We start from the raw sequence: 20,690 nt of genomic DNA on the forward strand, positions 1-20,690 counted from the left end.
CCGTCCCGGCGCAGCATGAAGTCCTCGCGGCGTGGCCGCCTTCGCAGGAACCTTCATGTCCATCCGTCTATCCCATGCAATCGCGCTGGCCGTCCTGGGCCTGGCTATCGCCGGCAACGCCCCGGCCCGCAGCGCCCAGCCCGCGCCGCAACAGCAGGTTGCCGGCGTCTACCACCAGCAGATCGGGCAGTTGCACGTCACCGCCCTGTTCGACGGCACCGTGGCACTGGGCCGGCAGGCGCTGGTCGGGGTGGACCCGGCCACGGTCACCCGCCTGGTCGATCACCGCTACGTGCCCGAAGACGCCAAGGGCCTGCAGACCGCGGTCAATGCCTATCTGGTACAGCGCGGCGACCACCTGAGCCTGATCGACACCGGCACAGCGCAATGCTTTGGCCCGGGCTTGGGCCAGGTGCTGGCCAATCTGCGCGCCGCCGGCCATGACCCGGCCGAGGTCGATGAAGTGCTGCTGACCCACGCCCACCCGGACCATATGTGTGGGCTGCTCGATGCCAACGGCACCATGGCCTTCCCCCAGGCCACGGTATGGCTGTCGCAGGCCGATGCGGCCTATTGGCTGGACCCGGCCAGCGAAGCCAGCGCGCCGGAGCCGCTGCGCTTTGCCTTTGGCCTGGCGCGCACGGCGGTGGCGCCCTATGCCGCCGCGGGCAAGCTGCACCGGTTTGCCGCCGGCGAGGCGCTGCCGGGCGGCATCCAGGCCATCGACAGCCATGGCCATACCCCCGGCCATGTGTCTTATCTGCTGGACGGCGGCAACAGTCAGCAGCTGCTGGTGTGGGGCGATATCGTGCATTTCCATGCCGTGCAGTTCGCCCGTCCCGACGCCGCCTACGAGGCCGACAGTGACCGCAGCGCGGCCATCACCAGCCGCCGCCAACTGATGGCGGAGGCCGCCGACCAGGGCTGGTGGGTGGCAGGCGCGCACCTGCCCTTCCCCGGCTTGGGCCATGTACGCCGCCAGGACCAGGCCTTCGCCTGGGTGCCGGGGGAGTTCGCGCCGCTGCGGCGCTGAGCAGGGCTGCGCCCTGACCTCACCCCACCCCCTCTCCCGAAGGGAGAGGGGCAAACAGCCCACTCACCGAACGGAAGCACCTCTGAACCCCTCCCTTTCGCGCAGCGAAGGGGAGGGTTTGGGAGCGGTGCCGTGGCTTTGGCTTTGGCTTTGGCTTTGGCTTTGGCTTCCATTCTTGCCCCACCAAAGCCACAAAAAAAACGCCGCCCTGACAAGGCGGCGTTCGCATTGCGATGGAAGCCGGCAGACCGCCAGCTTCGCGGCTCAGGCCGCGCCTACCGGACCGGCATCCCCTGCGCCCTCGGCTGCCGGTGGGTTCAGGCCCAGCCAGCCGCCGATGATGGCGCGGGCTTCATCCACGCCCTGGCGCGATTCGCCGGAGAAGGTCTGCACGCTCACCGTGTCACCAAAGATCGAATGCAACTCCTTGCGCACCTTCTGCAAGGTCTGCATCTGCTGGCCACGGCCCAGCTTGTCGGCCTTGGTCAGCAGGGCGTGCGCAGGCAGGCCGCGCTGCACCGCATAGCCCAGCATCTGCCGGTCGTAGTCCTTGAGCGGATGGCGGATGTCCATCACCACCACCAGGCCCTTGAGCGCGTTGCGGGTACGGAAATACTGGTCGATGAAGGCCTGCCAATGGGCCTGCAGGTCCAGGGGCACCTTGGCATAGCCATACCCCGGCAGGTCGACCAGGCTGGCCTCGGGGGTCACCTGGAAAAACACCAGCTGCTGGGTGCGGCCCGGGGTCTTGGAGACACGGGCCAGGGCGTTCTGGCGGGTCAGCGCGTTGAGCGCACTGGACTTGCCGGCGTTGGAGCGACCAGCGAAAGCCACTTCGGCCCCCAGGTCCGGCGGCAATTGCCGAGCGTTGTGGGCGGAAAGCAGGTATCGGGCGCGTTCGATGAGCAATGACATGGGCATAGGATCGCATGTTGCGCCGCCGCGCGCCGAGCCCGCAGCCAGCCGGGTCGGCAAAAATGCTGCGCTGCTTCGTTGACCGTGCCGCAAAACGCCGTTGATAATCCGGGCGATGCCGGCGGAACGCGCCGCCCGGCCCGGTCCACACGGAGCTTCAGCATGCGCCATGCTCGTGTTCTTGCCGTTGCAGCATTGGTAGTTCCCGTAATCGCCGCCGTTGCCTTTGCCCAGAGTTCGGTCACCCCCGTGCCGGACAATGCGCCGGTACAGACCGCCTCGCTGGAGGTGGATTTCAGCAAGACCAAGCCCGGTGACCCGGAAGCAGGCCAGGCCAAGGCTTCGACCTGTGCCGCCTGCCATGGTGCCGACGGCAACTCGCCGGTCGAGATCTACCCGCGCCTGGCCGGCCAGAGCGAGCGCTATATCGCCAAGGAAATGGCCCTGATCGCCAATGGCCAGCGCAATGAAGGCGCGGTGGTGGCCATGCTGCCCTTCGTACAGGGGCTGACCCCGCAGGACATGCGCGATATCGGCGCCTTCTTCGCCACCCAGAAGGCGGGCGCAGGTGTTGCCGACGATACCGCGGTAGCCGAAGGCCCTTACGCAGGCATGAAGTTCTTCGAGGTAGGCCAGAAGCTCTACCGCGGCGGCGACGCCAGCCGTGGCATCCCGGCCTGCATGGCCTGCCATGGCCCGGCCGGTGCCGGCAACCCGGGCCCCGCCTACCCGCATATTGGTGGCCAGCACTCCGGCTATGTGGCCCAGCGCCTGCAGCGGTACAAGGCCGGGCAGACTGGCGAAACCGATGCCTCCCAGTTCAAGATCATGGCCCAGGTCAGCCAGGCCTTGAGCGAACAGGAGATCCAGGCACTGGCCAGCTACGTGCAGGGCCTGCATGATCGCGCCGACGACGCCCAGGCGGTCGCCAGCGCGGCACAGCCCTGATCCTGCAGGCCGCTGCGGCGGCCAGCTGTTTTGTCCACAGGCACGCCGGCCGCTGGGCCGGCGTCTTGCTTTTCCACCGGAGATCTACCCGAAATGAAGCTGTTCCCCCGCATCCTGCTGCTGTTGCTGGCATTGGCCCCGCTGAGCGCCTGCTCGGCTCCCAGTGCCGCCCCCGTTGAAGGCCAGGACTATGACCTGGTAGCCAACCCGGGCCCGTTCGCGCCGTTGGCCGGCAAGATCGAGGTGGTGGAAGTATTTGGCTACACCTGCCCGCACTGTGCCCATTTCGAGCCGCAGTTGAAGGAGTGGGTGAGCAAGCAGCCGGCGGATGTACGCTTCACCGCGGTACCGGCGGCCTTCGGTGGTTACTGGGATTCCTACGCCCGTGCCTTCTATGCCGCAGAGCAGACCGGCGTACTCGGCCGCAGCCACGCCAACGTGTTCAAGGCGCTGCATGAAGATCGCAGCCTGCCGGTGCAGAACGTCACCCCGGCCGAACTGGCTACCTTCTACAGCAGCTACGGCGTGCAGCCGGCCCAGTTCGAGCAGGCCCTGCGCAGCCAGGCGGTGGACGACAAGGTCAAGAACGCCCGCGCCTTCGCCATGCGCGTGCGGGTGCCCGGCACCCCCGCCCTGATCGTCAATGGCAAATACCTGGTCAAGGGCCGTACCTTCGACGACACCCTGCGCATCACCAGTGCGCTGGTCGCAGCTGAGCGCGCTGCCGCACGCAAGTGACCCCAGCGGCGGCGAACCACCCGTTCAGCCGCCGCGCCCGATAATGGCATCATGCGCACGCCGGTCGCGGTGCCGCGGCTGATGCATCAACACAATCCCGCTGGAGACCCCACCCGATGAAGATCCGCCTCGCCTTTGCCCTGGCTGCCCTGCTGCCCTTGATGGTTGCTTGCAAGGCCCAGGACGGCACGGCTGACACCGTTGCCCCGGCAGCACCGGCCACAACCGAACCTGCCGCCGCACCGGAAGCTGCTGCACCGGCCACCACCCCGGCTGAATCGACCGCTGCGGCGGCCGATGCCGCCGCCAGCACCCCGGTCCCGGCCCAGGCCCGCCTGGTCGGCCCGGAACCGGTCGCCGGCACGGACTACATCGCCATCGACGGCGGCCAGCCGTTCCAGCCGGCCACCGGCAAGGTGGAAGTGGCCGAAATCTTCGGCTATGTCTGCCCGGCCTGCGCCCGCTTCCAGCCGCAGGTCAGCTCGTGGAAGGCCGGCCTGCCGGCTGACGTGAACTTCGTCTACGTGCCGGCCGTGTTCGGCGGCGTCTGGGACAACTACGCCCGCGCCTTCTATGCCGCAGAAACCCTCGGCGTGCAGGAAAAGACCCACGACGCGCTGTACGCAGCCATCCACATCGAGCAGACCCTGAAGGGCGAGCGTGGCCAGGATTCGGTGGACGACATCGCCGGCTTCTACGCCAAGCACGGCGTCAACGGCAAGACCTTCGCCGACACCATGGGCAGCTTCGCCGTGGCCGCCAAGGTCAACCGCGCCAAGCAGTTCGCCCAGCGCAGCAAGATCACCGGCACGCCGTCGCTGATCGTCAATGGCAAGTACCTGGTCAAGGGCCAGAGCTATGACGACATGCTGCGCATTGCCGACCATCTGATCGCGCGCGAACGCGCCGCAAACGCCAAGTGAGGTATCAAGGGCCTCGGTAACGAGGCCCTTGAGTTTGACCCGCCGTGAAATCGCACAGCCAAACCCTGCGTCTGCTGACCGCCAACATCCAGGCCGGCTCCAGCACCCGCCGCTACAGCGACTACGTCACCCGTAGCTGGTCGCACGCGCTGCCCGCCGGGCAGAAGCGCTCCAGCCTGGATGCCATTGCCAAGTTGGCCAGCGGCCGCGACATTGTCGGCCTGCAGGAAGCCGACCCGGGCAGCCTGCGCTCGGGCTTCACCAACCAGACCCATTACCTGGCCGAACGCGCCGGCTTCAATTACTGGGCCCACCAGCCCAACCGCCGCATGGGCGGGGTGGCCTCCAGTGCCAATGGCCTGCTCAGCCGCCTGGAACCGGTAGAGGTGCAGGACCACGCCCTGCCCGGCCGTATTGGTGGCCGTGGCCTGCTGGTAGCCCGCTATGGCGATGGCAAGGAAGGCCTGACGGTGGCCGTTGCCCATCTGTCGCTGGGCACCGGCTCGCGTCTGTCACAGCTGGACTTCATCTCCGATGTGCTGGCCGACTACCCCAATGCAGTCTTGATGGGCGACTTCAACTGCAAGGCAGATCGCCCTGAGATGCGCGTGCTGTACCACAAGACCCGGCTGCAGCCGCCCAGTTGCCTGGTGCCGACCTTTCCCAGCTGGGGCCCGGACCGCGCCATCGACCACATCCTGATTTCCGACACCATGAAAATGCTGGATACGCGCGCCGTCGCCGCTGCGCATTCGGACCATCTGGCGGTGGAAATGGAAGTACAGGTGCCGGCCAACAGCCTGCGCTGAGCGCCGCTTCAGCCGGCAGCCGGTGGCGGTCGCCGCCGTGCAGTGAGGGTGCTGCCCACCGATGCCACCACCGTACAGCCGATGGCCAGCCACTGCAGGCCACTCAGATGCTCATGCAGCAACAGCAGCGCCCATAACGCCGCCACGGCTGGCTCCATGCTGATCAGGATGCCGAAGGTTTCCTTGGGCAGGCGCTTGAGCGCCATCATCTCCAGCGACATCGGGAGGGCGCTGGACACCACCGCCACCATGAAGCCTGCCAACAGGATCTTCGGCTCCAGCGGTGCCGCACCGGCATGGACCACGCCCACCGGCACCACCACCAGCGACGCCGCCAGCAGGCCCAGCGAGACACTGTGCCCGGCATGCAGATGCCCGGCACGCTTGCCGAAGATGATGTACAACGCCCAGCACAGCGCGGCGCCCAGTGCGTAGAGCACTCCCACCGGGTCCAGCGCCTGGCCGCCATCAAGCGGCAACAGCAGCACCAGTCCGGTCAGCGCGCAGCCTACCCAGACAAAATCGATCGGCCGCCGCGAGGAGAACATCGCCACTGCCAACGGACCGGTGAACTCGATGGCCACTGCGATACCGAACGGGATCGTGCGCAACGCCATGTAGAACAGCAGGTTCATCAGCCCCAGCGTCAGGCCGTAGCGCAGGATCGCCGCGCCGTCGGCACGGCTGGTATGCCAGCGCCAGGGCCGCCACAACAGCAGCAGGAACAGGGCCGAAAAGCCCACGCGCAGTGCGCTGGTGCCTTGCGCCCCAATCAGCGGGAACAGGTTTTTGGCATAGGAAGTGCCGATCGACAAAGACGTCACCGAGCCGAGCACCGCCAGCACCGGCAGCAGCGATGCGAATCGGGAGTTTTGCATGGCGCTAGTGTATTCGGCCAAGCAGGCCAACGCCCGCACCGGCAGCACGCCAAGTGCTCAGCCTCTGCCCCGGTATCAGCCCCATCGCGAGGGGCTGATACCGGCGCATGCACGCCTTACTGGATGAAGGCGATCCGCTGCATCCTGGCGTTGTTGGCGGCGGCCAGCACCTTGGCCATCACCTGGTATTGCGCATCGGGGGACGCATCGATGCGCAGCTCGGGCTGGTTGCCGGCATGCAGCTCAGCCTGGGCCTGCAAGCGTGCCTGCAGATCAGCTATCGCCAGCACCTCGCCATTCCAGTAGAGCTGGTCGGCCGCATCCACCCGCAGCGTGATCGGTGGTGGCGGCTCGACTCGGGGCAGCACCTTCTCGCTGCGCTGGGGCAGGTCCACCGGTATCGGCACCGCGACCATCGGCGCGGTAACGATGAAGATGATCAACAACACCAGCATCACATCCACCAGCGGTGTGACGTTGATATCGGCCAAGGGACGTCCGCTGTTTCCTGCTGCACTGAATGCCATTCCAGTTCCCCCAGGATGAGGCCGCTTGCCTCGCTGCCGACGCTACGCCTGACCTGCCCGCTTTCCAGCCCCGCCGGTCGGGCACGTTCAGCTGTCGTTGATACTCTACCCCGGCACGTGTCTGTTCATGTGCGGGTTGGGCTGCCGCTCGGCCGTTGACGCCATGGCCGTTATCCTTCGGCCATGAACAAATTTCTCCTGCTGCCATTGGCCGCCGCTGCCGCGCTGCTCAGCGCCAGCGCCTGCGCCCAGAACCTGGACGCGCAGCGCACCGCGATGCGTACTGCCATCGACAATGCCGAGCGTGGTCAGTTCGATGCCAACGCCGCCACCGCACTGCGCAACCATCCCCTGTATGGCTGGCTGGAGTTCAGCGCCCTGCGCCGCAACATCGACACCTTGCCCACCGCCCAGGCGCAGGACTTCCTCAAGCGCTACCAGGGCCAGGCCGTGGCCGAGACCTTCCGTGCCACCTGGTTGCCCGCCCTGGCCCGCCGCCAGGACTGGCCGACCCTGCTGGCCAATTACAAGCCAGGCGCCGATGCCGGGCTGAAGTGCGCCGAACTCAACGCACGCCAGGCCACCGGCAAGGCCGATGCGCAATGGACCAGCGACGCACAGGCCCTGTGGCGCAGCGCCGGCAAATCCCTGCCCGATGGCTGCGACCCGGTGTTCGCGGTACTGGCCAGCCGTGGCGGCCTGTCGCCGGCACTGCGCTGGGAGCGCATCGACGCTGCCGCCGACGCCCAACAGGCCGCGGTGATGCGCGCGGCCGCGCGCGGACTGCCGGCGGCGGAGTTGGCCCAGGCCAACGACTACGCCGCCTTCGTCGACAAGCCCGATGCGCGCGCCCTGAACTGGCCGAAGAATGATCGCAGCCGCCGCATTGCCGTCGATGGCCTGCAGAAACTGGCCAAGGCCGACCCGGGTGCTGCCGAACTGCAGCTGCCGCAATACACCCAGGCACTGGCCCTGAGCCCGACGCAGCAGGGCCAGGTGCTGTACGAAATCGCACTGTGGACGGTGGCCTCCTACCTGCCCGATTCCGCGCGGCGCCTGGCCGCCGTGCCCGAGTCGGCCTATGACGAACGCCTGCACGAATGGCGCACCCGCGAAGCGATGGCGCGCGGTGACTGGCCGGCAGCACTGAGCGCCATCCGCAAGATGCCGGCCAGCCAACGCAACGATTCACGCTGGCGCTGGTTCGAAGGGCGCCTGCTGGAAAAGACCGGCAGAGCCGCCGAGGCCACCGCGCTCTACCGCGCTGCGGCCACCGAACCCACCTTCCATGGCTTCCTGGCCGCGGACAAGCTCAAGCAGGCCTACACCTTGTGCCCGTGGAACCCCGGCGACAGCGCTGCGGCCAAGGCCAGCGTCGCCCGCGACCCGACGCTGGTACGTGCCATCGAGCTGTTCAAGATCGAGCGTCCGAGCTGGGCCGCGCGCGAATGGGCCGATGCCCTGACCCGTTTCGACGACAGCCAGCGCCGCCTCGCCGTCGAGGTTGCCAGCAACAACGGCTGGTTCGATCGTGCCGTGTTTGCCTTGAAGGGCCCGCAGGAGATGCGCCTGTACAACCTGCGCTTCCCGCTGCACCACGACGACACGATCCGCCGCGAAGCCACGCGCAATGCGCTGGACCCGGCCTGGATCGCGGCCGAAATCCGCGCCGAGAGCATCTTCAATCCCAATGCCCGCTCGCCGGCCAACGCCATGGGCCTGATGCAGGTGCTGCCGACCACCGGCGCCAGCGTGGCCAAGAGCATCGGCCTGAGCGGCTATGGCGGTGCCGCCAGCCTGTACGACTCGGACACCAACATCGCCATTGGCACCGCCTACCTGCGCCAGTTGATGGACAAGTACAACGGCCTGCCCTACGTCACCATCGCCGCCTACAACGCCGGCCCAACGCCGACTGCCCGCTGGCAGGCGCAGCGTCCGAACTACGATCCGGATTTCTGGATCGAGACCATCAGCTACAAGGAAACCCGCGAGTACGTGGCCCGCGTGCTGGCCTTCAGTGTGATCTACGACTGGCGCCTCAACGGCAACGCGCTGACCCTGAGCGACCGCATGGTTGGCAAGACCCAAGGCGCGCGCAAGGCCTTCAGCTGCCAGCAAGCGCAATAGCACCTGTAGCGCCGAGCCATGCTCGGCTGAGGCGTCAACGGTAGTGCCCCCCTGCCGAGCATGGCTCGGCACTACCGCCTTAGCCCCTCTCCTGCGCAGCGGGAGAGGGGTTGGGGTGAGGGCAGCTCTTCGCTGGGAAAGCCCCTGCCGAGCATGGCTCGGCACTACATGTGCCCTACCCCATCCGACTTATCATGCCTGCATGAAAACCTATCTCGTCGGCGGCGCTGTCCGCGATTCCCTGCTTGGCCTGCAACCCGGTGACCGTGACTGGGTGGTGGTGGGCGCTACCCAGGCGCAGATGGAAGCCGATGGCTTCAAGGCCGTAGGCAAGGATTTCCCGGTGTTCCTGCATCCACATACCGGTGAGGAACATGCACTGGCGCGCACCGAGCGCAAATCCGGCCGTGGCTACCGCGGCTTCGTGGTCGATGCCGATCCTTCTGTGACGTTGGAAGAAGACCTGCAGCGCCGCGACTTCACCATCAATGCCATTGCCCGTGACGAGCAAACCGGCGCACTGGTCGACCCCTGGGGCGGCGTGCGCGATATCGAGCAGCGTGTGCTGCGCCATGTCGGCCCGGCCTTTGTTGAAGATCCGCTGCGTGTACTGCGTGCGGCGCGTTTCCTGGCCCGCTTTGCGCCCCTGGGTTTTACCCTGGCGCCAGAAACCGCAGCGCTGATGCGCGAGATGGCCGCCAGCGGCGAACTGGATGCGTTGGTGCCCGAGCGCATCTGGCAGGAACTGCGGCGCAGCCTGACGATGAAAAAACCCTCGGCGTTCCTGCGCAGCCTGCACGATACCGGCGCACTGGCGGCAATCCTGCCGGAAGTCAACGCGCTCTATGGCATACCGCAACGCGCCGAGTTTCACCCGGAAGTGGATACCGGCGTGCACCAGGAAATGGTCAGCGACATGGCCGCACAACTGGCGCCAGGCGATGACCTGATCGGCTTCGCTGCCCTCACCCACGATCTTGGCAAGGCACTGACGCCGGCCGCTGAACTGCCCCGCCACATCATGCATGAGCAGCGCGGCCTGAAGCCTCTGACCACGCTCTGCGACCGCTTGAAGATTCCGCTCGACCACCGGCTGTTGGCCGAAGCGGTCTGCCGCGAGCACCTCAACGTGCACCGCATCGATGAGCTGCGCGATGCCACCGTGCTGGAGCTGATCCAGCGCTGCGATGGCTTCCGCCGTCCCGAGCGCATTGCACAGATGGCACTGGTCTGCGAATGCGACAAGCGCGGTCGCCTGGGCTTCGAGGACAGTGACTACCCGCAGCGGAGCACCCTGCTGCGCCTGCATACGGCTGCGCTGGCGATCAATGCCCGCGATATCGCCACCGAAGGCCTGCAGGGGCCTGCCATTGGCGAGGCCTTGAAGAAGGCACGTATCAAGGCAATCAGCGCCGCGCGGTGATTGCCCGCCGCTGTTGCAGCCGTTGGATGTTGTGGGAGTGGCGTAAGCCGCGAAGCTGGCAATGCAACAGCTACACCCGCCGCATGCAATTGCACAATCTGCCGCGGGCTTTGGGATTTCCAGCTTCGCGGCTTACGCCGCTCCTACAACCGGTCACCTCAGATCTTGAGGTAGATCTTGCGGCGATCCATCCACGCCATCGGCAACCACCACAGCGCAACGAAGCTCAGCGCCATCACCAGCGAGGCGAACTGTCCGCCCGCCAGCGGGCTCAGCCAGCGATTGAACAGGTGTTCCCACAGCCAGCCCCAACTGCCGGTGGCCATCATCGCCAGCACCATCGCCGAGGAGCCGGCATAGGCAGTGATCGCGTTGACACCAAAGCGGCGGCCCAGCGCCGGCCATTGCCGGCAATCGATCAGGATGTGTGCCATCCAAAGGCCAGCAAATGCCCAGCCGCCGGTCCACAGCACATAGGATGGCGTCCACAGGTTCTTGTTCAAGGGCAGCCACTGCGCCCAGATACCCCCCACCAGCAGCAACAGCACCGCCACCGGCAGCAATCGCCACGGCCGTTGCCGCAACAAGGCACCCGCGCGCAGGCCCAGCAAGGTCGAGGCCAGTGCGCCCAAAGTGGACACCAAGCCTTCCGGATCATGGCCATGGCCGGTTGCCGGATCGTATTGGTAGAGCAGCGCGCCAAACAGCCGGGTATCCACGCGGCTGGCGACATTGAGCCAGGGCTCGATCGAACCGCCAGCAGCCAGTAGTGCCGCATACCCCACCACCAGCACGCCAAGGCACAAGGCCTGCGCCTTCGGCTTCAGCCAGATGGCAGCCATGCCGACAAACGCAAAACACAGCCCAATGCGTTGCAACACCCCCCAGGGCCGGTAGTGCGGCAGATCCAGCCACCACCAGGCCAGGAAGTGCAGCAGCAGCCCCAGACCCAGGATGCGTGCGGCACGGATCAATACCGTGCGTGTCAACGCAGTACGGTCAGCACCCTGCTCCACCCGTGGCACCACGCCCAGCGCGATGGACACGCCAACGATCACCAGGAAGAACGGGAACACCAGATCGGTCGGCGTGCAGCCATGCCACTCCGAATGCAACAGCGGTGCATACACGTGGCTCCAGCTGCCTGGATTGTTGACCAGCAGCATGGCCGCCACGGTGATGCCACGCAGGGCATCCACCGAGGCATAACGGATGGTTTTGTTCATACCCTGGAACTCAGTCGCGCTGCCCGGCGATCCAGGTGGCCTGCACCTGCAGGTCGCTGTCCAGCAGGACGAAATCAGCCTGGTAGCCGGCTGCAATCTGCCCGTAACGATCATCCAGGCCCAGGAACTGCGCCGGATACGTCGATGCCATGCGCGAGGCTTCAGCCAACGAAAGACCCAACAGGCCAACCGTGTTGCGCACGGCAGTGATCATGTCCAGTGCCGAACCCGCCAAGGCACCCGCGGCGTTGCGGACCACGCCACCAACGGCGGTGATGGTTTCGCCATACAGCTCGAAGGCCGGATTGTCCGAACCCACCATCGGCATCGCATCGGTGACCAGGAACACCTTGCCACGTGGCTTGGCCGCCAGCGCCACGCGCAGGCTGGCCGGATGCACGTGCACGCCATCGACGATGACGCCGCACCAGCTGTCGGCATCTTCCAGCGCCGCACCCACCGCGCCGGGATCACGTCCCTGCAACGGCGACATCGCGTTGTACAGATGGGTGAAACCGGTGATGCCCGCATCCAGACCCACACGGATCTCGTCGTAGGTACCGGCGGTATGACCGGCAGCAACGATGGCGCCGTTGGCGACCATCTGCTGGATGGTTTCCCGCGGTACGCGCTCCGGCGCCAGCGTGATCAGGGTGACGCCGTTGTCCAGCGCGGTGGCCATGCGTACTTCGTCGGCATCCGGCACGCGGAACTTGCCCGCATCGTGCGTGCCCTTGCGTGCCGGCGCGATGTACGGGCCTTCCAGGTGGATGCCGAGCACGCCCGGCACCTTGGCGGCAATCGCCTCGCGGGTGGCCTGCACCGCGCGCGCCATCACCTCGGCATCGTCGCTGATCAGGGTCGGCAGCATGCCGGTGGTGCCGTAGCGGCGATGCCCGGCCACCATCGTGCGCAGGGCGTCAACGTCGGTCTGGTTGTTGAACAGCGCGCCGCCGCCACCGTTGACCTGGGCATCGATGAAGCCGGGCAGCAGCCAGCCGCCGCCCAGGTCCACCTGCGCGTCGGCCGCGGCAACCGCCGGGTCATCGCTGGCGACGACCGCGCTGATGCGGCCGTCCTCGATCAGTACCGCGACATCGTCACGGAAGTTCTCGCCGGCAAGTACCCGGCCATTGCGCAGCGCGGTTTTCATCAGACGGTTTCCGTCACCTTGTTGAGGTGCGGCGGCAGGTCCGGGTTGTTGCCACGGCGCAGCGCCAGCGCGTTGATCGCGCGGTAGAAGCTCTGGATGGTCAACAGCGGTGCGCACAGCGGGTGCGGTGTCTCGGCGGTCGGCAGGTTGCCACCCGCGCCGGTCAGCCACACCTGCGCGCCGCGGGCGGCGAACTCCTCGGCCACGGCACGGGTGCCGGCGCCGGTTTCATCAGGTTGGGCAAAGGCCAGCACCGGGAAGTCCTTGCCGACCAGCGCCATCGGGCCATGCTTCACTTCGGCCGAGCTGTAGCCTTCGGCATGCAGGCCGCAGGTTTCCTTGAACTTCAGCGCCGCTTCCTGCGCTGCCGCCAGGCCCGGGCCACGGCCGAGCACGAACAGGTTGTGGGCATCGACCAGGCCGTTGGTGACTGCGCTCCAGTCGCACTCCCAGGCCTTGCTCATCGCCGCCGGCAATGCGTCCAGGGCGGCGATCAGGGTCGCATCATTCTTCCAGTAGGCACCCAGCTGCAGGATGGCCGCCAGCGAGGCCAGGTAGCTCTTGGTCGCGGCGACGCTGCGCTCGGCACCGGCGCCCAGCGGGATCACGGTTTCGGCCAGCAGGGCCAGCGGCGAATCCTCGACGTTGACCAGCGCCACCACGCGCGCGCCGGCAGCCTTGGCAGCTTCGGCATTGCGCAGCAGGTCCGGGCTCTTGCCCGACTGCGAGATGACGATGTACAGCGCGCCGCGCAACTGCAGCGGCGCTTCATAGACCGAGCCCACCGACGGCGACGCCGAAGCGGTCACCAGGCCGAGCTGGGTCTCGAACAGATACTTGGCATAGGTTGCCGCGTGATCGGAACTGCCGCGTGCGCAGGTGACAACGAACGGTGGCGGGTTCTGGCGCAGGTCTGCGGCCAGGGCCTGCACCACGTCGCGGTTGCGTGCGAACTGGGCGGCGATGACAGAGGCGCTTTGTGCCGCCTCGTTGAACATCAGGGTTTCGGTTTCACTGGGCAGTGCCATGGATCATTACTCGGAAAGGTCGGGGGGAGATGAGGGAGGTCGCGACGCCTGCTGGCGCAGCGGCGCGGTGGAGCCACGTACCACCAGCTGCGGTACGAAGCCCTGGTTCTGCAATTGGGCCGGGCTGTCTTCGTAGGCGTCGGTACGCAGCTGGCTGATCAGCAGCCGCGCGGCATGGCGGGCGATATCGCCGGTGGCCTGCTTGGCGGTGGTCAGTGCCGGCCACGACTGGCGCGAGAACGGGCTGTCCTCGAAGCCGGCAATGGACAGGTCATACGGCACGTTCAAGCCGGCCGAATTGGCCGCCGCCAGCACGCCGGCGGCGATTTCGTCGTTGGAGCCGAAGATCGCGGTTGGCGGCTCACGCAGCGCCAGCAGGCGGCGCGCACCACGGAAGCCATCGTCGAAGGTGTAGTCACCCGGAATCACCAGGTGCTTGTCCAGGTTGATCCCGTAATCCTTCAAGGCCGCCTCGTAGCCGGCATAACGCTCGCCACTGGAGCGGTGCGAGGTACCGCCCCACAGGAAGCCGATGCGCTGGTGGCCCAGCTGGATCAGGTGCTCGGTGATTTCATAGGCGGCGTCACGGTCATCGACGAACACGCAGGCGCCATCCCCCGGGTCTTCGGTGGCGGCGATGATGCGCACGGTCTTGATGCCGCGTGCATTCAGTGCAGCCACCAGCTCCGGGCGCTCGGACATCGGCGCGGTCAGCACCAGCCCGGCCAGGCGCGAGCGCTGTACCCAATCGGCCAGTTCCTCGGCCAGCATCGGCGAGGTCGAGTCGCAGGGATGGATCTGCAGGCCGAAGCCGGTTTCGCGGCAGGCCGACAGCACGCCGTTCTGTACCCCGATGATGTGGTACGGATTGGGGTTGTCGTAGACCAGCCCGATCACGAAGGTGGTGTTGCTGCGCAGGTTGCGGGCGGACGGATCCGGCTCGTAGTCCAGCTCGGCCACCGCCCGCAGCACGCGGGCGCGGGTGGCCTGCATCACCGATGGCTCGTTGTTGATCACCCGCGAGACGGTCTTCAAAGAGACCTTGGCCCGCTCGGCGACATCCTTGATGGTGGGTCTACGCATTACCGGTTCCCGCGTTGGCTCGATTGACGCCATGATGCTTGATTCAGGCGCCACGTGCCTTGCCCGCGTTATGGCCAACCGTGCCGAAGTACAGGATGTACAGGTAGCAGGGAACCATCAGTGCGGCAAAACCCAGCTGGAAGTGTTCCGGGTAGGCATGTTTGAACAGGGCAAAGGCCTGCGGCACGATCGCGCCGCCTGCGATACCCATCACCAGCAGGGCCGAACCGGTCTGGGTGAAGCGCCCCAGGCCGCGGATCGCCAGCGGGAAGATCGCCGGCCACATCATGGCGTTGGCAAAACCCAGTGCGGCGACAAAGCCCACCGAAACGTAGCCCTTGGTGAAGAACGCACCCAAGGTGAAGACCACGCCCAGTACCGCCGACACCGCCAGGTACTTCTCCTGGGAGATGAAGCGCGGAATCAGCAGCAAGCCAATCACATAGCCCACCAGCATCGCGAACAGGGTGAAGGAAGTGAAAAACTTGGTCTGGTCCAGCGGCAGACCAAAGGCGTGGCCGTAGGTACCAATGGCGTCACCTGCCATCACCTCCACGCCAACGTACAGAAACAGGCAGATGACGCCCAGCCACAGGTGCGGAAACTGGAAAATGCTCTTGCGGTCATCGCTGGCTGCGCCCGGCGCCGAGTTGGCGCTTTCGGCGCTGATCTCCGGCAACGGCGACATCAACACCGCAACCGCCGCGACAACCAGAATGCCGAACATCACCAGATAGAAGCCACGGATGCCACCGGCAAATCCGGAAAGCAGTGCCTCGCGCGTAACCGGGTCGGCCTTGGCTACCTCGGCCGCGAGATCGCCCACGCCTTGCAGTACCAGCGACCCAAGCAGCAACGGTGCAAGGATGCCCGCGATCTTGTTGCAGATGCCCATCAGCGCAATGCGACGCGCCGCGGTTTCAATCGGGCCAAGGATTGAAATATAGGGATTGACCGAAGTCTGCAACAGCGCCATGCCGCCTCCAAGCACGAACAGGCTTGCAAGTGCGCCCGGGAAAATGCGCCAGGTGGCGAACTGGCCAAAGGCCGCCGCGCCGATGGCCATCACCGCCAGGCTCAACGCCAAACCCTTCTTCATGCCTGTGCGGCGCAGGATCCAGGATGCCGGGATCGCAAGGAAGAAATAGGACAGGTAGAACACCATCAGCACGAGGAAGGCCGAGATCTCGGTTACCTGGAAGGCCAACTGCACGAAGGTGATCAACGGACCGTTGAGCCAGGTGAAGAAGCCGAGGATGAAAAACAGAACGCCGACGATGGCGATGGAAGACGCCATGCTGGTGCGCGGCGTGGAGACGGGGACAGCAGACATGAGGGCTCCTGCGATGCGGAAGACGGGCGTGGCCGCCTGGCGAGAACGTGGGAACAACGTTGTCACATTCTCTGTTTGCATCGGACAGGTTTGTCAACAATGCGTAAGCACATAAGCAATGGTCGCAACAGCAACCAAGTGCCTGCAACGTAGGCATCTGAACGCTTTGTAGGACAAACCCCTAGGAATTTCCTTGCTATCGACGACAGCTGCCGCGAAGGCAACGGACAGCGGGTTCGCGCAACTGCGCTGCAGCGCAACATCGAAAGCTGCAATTATTCGTTGACATCGTTGTCAGAACGATTACAGACTCGGCCCCCGAATGGCGTCCTCAAGGGCGCTCCCCCACCGCCATAGGGAACCCGAGTGACCGCTGTCGTCCCCCCACTGCAGACCACCCGCCAGCACCCCGCCCCCCGGCCGTTCTTTGCTGCGGATGTGGGCGGCACCCATGTCCGCGTCGGCTTGATCCAGGCCGGCAGCGGTACTGGCCCGGCCATCGAAGTGCAGTCCTACCGCAAGTACCGCAATGCCGACTACCCGGGCCTGGACGCGATCCTGGCCGACTTTGCCGCCAGCCAACCGCCGGTGAGCGAATGCGTGATTGCCACCGCCGGCTATGCACTGCCCGATGGCACCGTCATTTCCGCCAACCTGCCCTGGCCGCTTTCGTCCACCCGCATCCGCGAGGACCTCGGCTTCGAAGCCGTGCATCTGGTCAACGACTTCGAAGCGGTTGCCCACGCCGCAGCCCACATCAACGCCAGCCAGGTACTGCAACTGACCGGCCCGGCCACCGTCGAACGCGGCCCCACCCTGGTGGTGGGCCCGGGCACCGGTCTGGGCGCTGCGGTGTGGATCCCGCTGGCGGATCGCTCCGTGGTACTGGCCACCGAAGCCGGCCAGGCGTCACTGGCAGCGACCACCGAGCTGGAAATGGCGGTACTGCAGCAGATGCAGCGCGACCGCCCGCATGTATCCATTGAACAGGCCCTGTCCGGCCCGGGCCTGCTCAACCTGTACAACGCGCTGTGCGCGGTGCGCGGCGCCACGCCGGTGCACACCACCCCGGACGCCGTCAGTGCCGCCGCCTGCGATGGCAGCGACCCGCTGGCCGTGGAAACCCTGCAGCTGTTCTGCGGCATCCTCGGCTCCACCATCGGCGACATGGCCCTGCTGTACGGCACGCAGGGCGGCATCTATCTGGCGGGCGGCATCCTGCCGAAGATCAGTCAATTTCTTTTGAACAGCAGCTTTGTCGAACGGTTCCTCAACAAGGGGCCGATGGGCAAGGCGCTGCAAAGCATCCCCGTGAAGCTGGTAGAGCACGGGCAACTGGGCGTCATCGGCGCCGCCAGTTGGTATCTGGAAAAGTCGGCCACGTAAGCCTTCAGCAGCATAAGCAACAGATGTACCAGCAGGACCCGTAGTTACGCGGCACCTCGTGCCAACCATCAAGATGTTGAGGAGAGACAACATGCATCGCAAGACCCTGCTTTCTGCAGCCATCGTCAGCTGCCTTGCTTTCAGTGCACACGCGCAGGAAGCAACCCCGAACGCAACCGACCTGGACACCGTGGTTGTGACCGGCATACGCGCCAGCCTTGAGAAGTCACTGGACACCAAGCGCAACAACGATACGGTATCCGAGTCGATCACTGCCGAAGACATCGGCAAGTTCCCGAACACCAACGCCGCCGAAGCGATGGCGCTGATCCCGGGTGTCACCATCGACCGTCGCTTCGGCCAGGGTGAGCGCGTCAGCATCGACGGCACCGACCCCAGCCTCAACCTGAGCTTCATCGACGGCCACCCGGTTGCACAGGCCATCTGGCTGTACGGCGAGTCGCCGAACCGTGGCTTCGACTACACCATGCTGGCCCCGGAAGTGCTGGGCCGCCTGGAAATCATCAAGTCCTCCGAAGCCCGCCTGCCGGAAGGCAGCCTCGGCGGCACCGTGATGATGCATTCGCGCAAGCCGCTGGACATGGACGCCAATTCGGTCAGCGGTTCGGTCGGCTACAGCTACAACGACCAGGCCGAGAAGGGCAGCCCGAACATCTCGGTGCTCTACAGCTGGAAGAACGACGACTCCACCTGGGGCGTCAACGTCGCCGCCCAGCGCCATGAAGAAAAGGTGGATCGCCAGGGTATCGAGATCTTCGGTTACAGCACCGTTGCCGACTTTGCCGCCGTCAACCCGAACGTCGCCGCACAGATCGCCAAGGGTGAGCTGCGCCCGACCGACCGCGTTGCGCAGGAAATCAACGTTGCCTACTTCCAGCAGGAGCGCAAGCGTGACAGCGCCCTGGTGAACCTGCAGTTCAAGCCCAACGACCAGTTCGAGGGCACCTTGAGCGGCCTGTACATCAAGGAGAACTTCGACAGCTACAACCAGTCGATGTACAACTTCATGACGCAGAACAATTCGTCCATGCAGGCCGTCGACTACTTCAACCCGACCGGCCCGGGCGGCTTCGTCACCGGCGGTCACACCAATGCCAACCCCGGCAGCGGCACCGGCATCATCTACGACAACCAGGTGCGCTTCTCGGAAGTGACCACCAAGGGCGTGGACCTGGACCTGCAGTACCGCGGTGATGGCTGGAAGCTGGGCGGCAAGCTCGGTACCAGCAAGTCCGAGAACCCGAACATCAGCCAGTACCTGATCGAACCCGTGTACAGCGGCGCCTACACCTGGGACTACCGCAAGGGCTTCCAGGCCGATGACCAGGCGGATTACTACGATCCGGCCAACTGGGGCAACATCTTCGGCAACAACGGCGTGTTCAGTTCCGAAGCCAAGGACAAGTACGCGCAGCTGGACTTCAGCAAGAACTTCGACAGCATCTTCAACCAGTTGCTGGTCGGCGTGCGTCGCACCGAGCACACCGAAAACTACGGTCTGGGCGTGTATGGCGGCGTTCGTACCGGCACGCTCGCCGACGTTGGCACCATCGGCAACACCAACCTGCTCGGCAGCCTGGGCGGCATCTTCGGCAATACCAGCCAGCATCCGCAGGTCGGCCAGGGCAACGTGATCGATTGGGTCCATGGCAGCCCGGTGGACTATTCGCGCTCCGATGCTTCCAGCCTGCTGAACAACACCTGGGAGCTGGAGCAGAAGACCACGGCCGCCTATACGCAGCTGAACTTCTCCACCGGCGCCCTGCGCGGCAACGTCGGCCTGCGTTGGGTCCAGACCAAGACCGACAGCAGCGCCTATGTGTACGGCGACAACCAGCCAGTGTTGCCGGCACCGGCCGAGTGGTGGCAGACCAGCAAGAGCAAGAAGAGCAACATGCTGCCGTCCGTCAACCTCGTCTATGACAATGGCGGCGACGTGGTGCTGCGTGCCTCGGCTGCCAAGGTTATCGCCTGGGCTCCGTACAACCTGATGTCGAACAACCTGTTCCTCAACGACACCATGATGACCGGCTCGGGCGGCAACCCGGACCTGGATCCGTACAAGGCCTACAACTTCAACTTCTCGGCCGAGTGGTACTTCGCTCCGCAGTCGGTGCTGGCAGGCTCGGTGTTCCTGAAGCAGACCCAGAATTACGTGCTGCAGACCCCGGGCACGGAGCGCCGTTACAACTCGATGCGTGACAGCAACCCGACCACCTGGTTGACCACGGTGGGTTCGCACGGCTGTACCGCTGATGGCTTCTGCGACTACAGCGTCACCCGCCCGCGCAATGCCGGTGGTGCCAGTGTCCGCGGCTTCAACGTCAACTACCAGCAGGCCTTCGGCGACACCGGCCTGGGCTTGATCGCGAACTACACCTACGCAACCGGCGATACCGATGCCGGCAACAACATGCCCTACCTGTCGCGCAGCACCGTCAGCGTCAGCCCGTACTTTGAGAACGAGCAGTTCAGCGCCCGTGTCAACTACAACTGGCGCAGCAAGTACGAAGGCGTTGGCTATGTTGCCGGTGCACCGGCAGCCACCACCGCCGCGTATGCCGACCTGAGCGCAAGCCTGGGCTGGAACTTCACCGACAACCTGAGCCTGTCGCTGGATGCGATGAACCTGCTCAACGAGAAGTACCGCCAGTACGTTGCCCAGGAAGAGGCACTGGCTGCGGAATACTTCACCGGCCGCCGCTACATGGCCAACCTGCGCTTCAAGTTCTGATCCATGCCGGCAGGCAACATTGCCGGTTAGCGTGACCCGCCGGGCCTGGATCATTCCGGGCCCGGCTTTTTTTTGCAGGTCGTGTCGGCTCATGCTCGGCATTGCCCCGCTTCATGTAGTGCCGGGCCATGCTCGGCATTGCCCTGCTTCATGTAGTGCCGAGCCATGCTCGGCATTGCCCCGCTTCATGTAGTGCCGAGCCATGCTCGGCATTGCCCTGCTTCATGTAGTGCCGAGCCATGCTCGGCATTGCCCTGCTTCATGTAGTGCCGAGCCATGCTCGGCAACGCACGCATTGTCGAGCCAAGCCCCTGCCGAGCATGGCTCGGCACTACAACAACAGAAGCAACAGCAACACCCTGCCGAGCATGGCTCGGCACTACAACAACAGAAGCAACAGCA

The 20,690-nt window shown here is 65.5% G+C and carries 17 protein-coding genes; 9 read left to right on the top strand and 8 right to left on the bottom strand.

Features of this window, described 5'->3' with window-relative positions:
- Positions 1-55 precede the first annotated feature (55 nt).
- A complete protein-coding gene (locus B2527_RS14075; protein WP_293714531.1) occupies positions 56-1,033 on the top strand; it encodes an MBL fold metallo-hydrolase in 978 nt (325 codons plus the stop codon).
- A 264-nt stretch (positions 1,034-1,297) separates the two neighbouring features.
- Here B2527_RS14075 and yihA read toward each other — a convergent pair whose 3' ends face one another.
- Positions 1,298-1,948 carry a ribosome biogenesis GTP-binding protein YihA/YsxC gene (gene yihA / locus B2527_RS14080; protein ID WP_293714533.1) on the bottom strand — a complete coding sequence of 217 codons (651 nt, stop codon included), beginning with the start codon at positions 1,946-1,948 and terminating at the stop codon, positions 1,298-1,300.
- A gap of 162 nt (positions 1,949-2,110) precedes the next feature.
- Between yihA and B2527_RS14085 the strand changes: the two genes are divergently transcribed.
- From B2527_RS14085 to B2527_RS14100, 4 genes are all read left to right on the top strand, one after another.
- Complete coding sequence (locus B2527_RS14085) at positions 2,111-2,896, top strand: c-type cytochrome (RefSeq protein ID WP_293714535.1); 786 nt, start codon at positions 2,111-2,113, stop codon at positions 2,894-2,896.
- A gap of 93 nt (positions 2,897-2,989) precedes the next feature.
- Positions 2,990-3,634, top strand: a complete 645-nt coding sequence (locus B2527_RS14090; protein ID WP_293714537.1) for a thiol:disulfide interchange protein DsbA/DsbL — start codon at positions 2,990-2,992, stop codon at positions 3,632-3,634.
- A gap of 116 nt (positions 3,635-3,750) precedes the next feature.
- A complete protein-coding gene (locus tag B2527_RS14095) occupies positions 3,751-4,557 on the top strand; it encodes a thiol:disulfide interchange protein DsbA/DsbL (RefSeq protein ID WP_293714539.1) in 807 nt (268 codons plus the stop codon).
- Positions 4,558-4,628: 71 nt separating this feature from the next.
- Positions 4,629-5,366: an endonuclease/exonuclease/phosphatase family protein gene (locus tag B2527_RS14100; RefSeq protein ID WP_293714934.1), complete on the top strand. Its 738-nt coding sequence runs from the start codon at positions 4,629-4,631 to the stop codon at positions 5,364-5,366.
- A gap of 8 nt (positions 5,367-5,374) precedes the next feature.
- Here the strand turns inward: B2527_RS14100 and B2527_RS14105 are convergent, their stop codons facing one another.
- Together B2527_RS14105 and B2527_RS14110 are read right to left on the bottom strand one after the other, a co-directional pair.
- Positions 5,375-6,244 carry an EamA family transporter gene (locus B2527_RS14105; protein WP_293714541.1) on the bottom strand — a complete coding sequence of 290 codons (870 nt, stop codon included), beginning with the start codon at positions 6,242-6,244 and terminating at the stop codon, positions 5,375-5,377.
- A gap of 116 nt (positions 6,245-6,360) precedes the next feature.
- Positions 6,361-6,771 carry an ExbD/TolR family protein gene (locus B2527_RS14110; protein WP_293714543.1) on the bottom strand — a complete coding sequence of 137 codons (411 nt, stop codon included), beginning with the start codon at positions 6,769-6,771 and terminating at the stop codon, positions 6,361-6,363.
- A 183-nt stretch (positions 6,772-6,954) separates the two neighbouring features.
- On the opposite strand from B2527_RS14110, the gene B2527_RS14115 reads away from it, so the two are divergent.
- Positions 6,955-8,901, top strand: a complete 1,947-nt coding sequence (locus B2527_RS14115; RefSeq protein ID WP_293714545.1) for a transglycosylase SLT domain-containing protein — start codon at positions 6,955-6,957, stop codon at positions 8,899-8,901.
- Positions 8,902-9,103: 202 nt separating this feature from the next.
- Entirely contained in the window at positions 9,104-10,324 is a 1,221-nt protein-coding gene (locus B2527_RS14120) for a multifunctional CCA addition/repair protein (protein WP_293714547.1), read from the top strand.
- Positions 10,325-10,482: 158 nt separating this feature from the next.
- On the opposite strand, the gene B2527_RS14125 is transcribed toward B2527_RS14120, so the two are convergent.
- Genes B2527_RS14125 through B2527_RS14145 form a run of 5 tightly spaced genes read right to left on the bottom strand, consistent with a single transcriptional unit; the run spans position 10,483 to position 16,147 of the window.
- Positions 10,483-11,550 carry an acyltransferase family protein gene (locus B2527_RS14125; protein WP_293714549.1) on the bottom strand — a complete coding sequence of 356 codons (1,068 nt, stop codon included), beginning with the start codon at positions 11,548-11,550 and terminating at the stop codon, positions 10,483-10,485.
- A gap of 10 nt (positions 11,551-11,560) precedes the next feature.
- Positions 11,561-12,703 (bottom strand): N-acetylglucosamine-6-phosphate deacetylase, encoded by a 1,143-nt coding sequence (nagA, locus tag B2527_RS14130; RefSeq protein WP_293714551.1) that lies wholly within the window; start codon positions 12,701-12,703, stop codon positions 11,561-11,563.
- Positions 12,703-13,731: an SIS domain-containing protein gene (locus B2527_RS14135; protein WP_293714553.1), complete on the bottom strand. Its 1,029-nt coding sequence runs from the start codon at positions 13,729-13,731 to the stop codon at positions 12,703-12,705. The genes nagA and B2527_RS14135 overlap by 1 nt, the downstream gene beginning before the upstream one ends.
- Positions 13,732-13,737: 6 nt before the next feature.
- Positions 13,738-14,814 carry a LacI family DNA-binding transcriptional regulator gene (locus B2527_RS14140; RefSeq protein ID WP_293714555.1) on the bottom strand — a complete coding sequence of 359 codons (1,077 nt, stop codon included), beginning with the start codon at positions 14,812-14,814 and terminating at the stop codon, positions 13,738-13,740.
- Positions 14,815-14,857: 43 nt separating this feature from the next.
- The gene (locus B2527_RS14145; protein WP_293714557.1) at positions 14,858-16,147 is read right to left on the bottom strand and encodes a sugar MFS transporter; all 1,290 of its coding nucleotides are present in this window, start codon (positions 16,145-16,147) and stop codon (positions 14,858-14,860) included.
- Between the two features lie 366 nt (positions 16,148-16,513).
- On the opposite strand from B2527_RS14145, the gene B2527_RS14150 reads away from it, so the two are divergent.
- Positions 16,514-17,533, top strand: a complete 1,020-nt coding sequence (locus B2527_RS14150) for a glucokinase family protein (RefSeq protein WP_293714558.1) — start codon at positions 16,514-16,516, stop codon at positions 17,531-17,533.
- A gap of 91 nt (positions 17,534-17,624) precedes the next feature.
- Complete coding sequence (locus tag B2527_RS14155; RefSeq protein WP_293714560.1) at positions 17,625-20,288, top strand: TonB-dependent receptor; 2,664 nt, start codon at positions 17,625-17,627, stop codon at positions 20,286-20,288.
- Positions 20,289-20,690: the final 402 nt, after the last annotated feature.

The organism is Stenotrophomonas sp. UBA7606 (assembly GCF_002477705.1).
GTDB lineage: Bacteria > Pseudomonadota > Gammaproteobacteria > Xanthomonadales > Xanthomonadaceae > Stenotrophomonas.

Bases quoted from the DNA above. Each gene is read 5' to 3' on its own strand.
- B2527_RS14125 (WP_293714549.1), bottom strand. From the start codon at position 11,550: ATGAACAAAACCATCCGTTATGCCTCGGTGGATGCCCTGCGTGGCATC.
- B2527_RS14110 (WP_293714543.1), bottom strand. From the start codon at position 6,771: ATGGCATTCAGTGCAGCAGGAAACAGCGGACGTCCCTTGGCCGATATC.
- B2527_RS14155 (WP_293714560.1), top strand. From the start codon at position 17,625: ATGCATCGCAAGACCCTGCTTTCTGCAGCCATCGTCAGCTGCCTTGCT.
- B2527_RS14120 (WP_293714547.1), top strand. From the start codon at position 9,104: ATGAAAACCTATCTCGTCGGCGGCGCTGTCCGCGATTCCCTGCTTGGC.
- B2527_RS14145 (WP_293714557.1), bottom strand. From the start codon at position 16,147: ATGTCTGCTGTCCCCGTCTCCACGCCGCGCACCAGCATGGCGTCTTCC.
- B2527_RS14105 (WP_293714541.1), bottom strand. From the start codon at position 6,244: ATGCAAAACTCCCGATTCGCATCGCTGCTGCCGGTGCTGGCGGTGCTC.
- yihA (WP_293714533.1), bottom strand. From the start codon at position 1,948: ATGTCATTGCTCATCGAACGCGCCCGATACCTGCTTTCCGCCCACAAC.
- B2527_RS14135 (WP_293714553.1), bottom strand. From the start codon at position 13,731: ATGGCACTGCCCAGTGAAACCGAAACCCTGATGTTCAACGAGGCGGCA.
- B2527_RS14140 (WP_293714555.1), bottom strand. From the start codon at position 14,814: ATGCGTAGACCCACCATCAAGGATGTCGCCGAGCGGGCCAAGGTCTCT.
- nagA (WP_293714551.1), bottom strand. From the start codon at position 12,703: ATGAAAACCGCGCTGCGCAATGGCCGGGTACTTGCCGGCGAGAACTTC.
- B2527_RS14095 (WP_293714539.1), top strand. From the start codon at position 3,751: ATGAAGATCCGCCTCGCCTTTGCCCTGGCTGCCCTGCTGCCCTTGATG.
- B2527_RS14090 (WP_293714537.1), top strand. From the start codon at position 2,990: ATGAAGCTGTTCCCCCGCATCCTGCTGCTGTTGCTGGCATTGGCCCCG.
- B2527_RS14075 (WP_293714531.1), top strand. From the start codon at position 56: ATGTCCATCCGTCTATCCCATGCAATCGCGCTGGCCGTCCTGGGCCTG.
- B2527_RS14115 (WP_293714545.1), top strand. From the start codon at position 6,955: ATGAACAAATTTCTCCTGCTGCCATTGGCCGCCGCTGCCGCGCTGCTC.
- B2527_RS14085 (WP_293714535.1), top strand. From the start codon at position 2,111: ATGCGCCATGCTCGTGTTCTTGCCGTTGCAGCATTGGTAGTTCCCGTA.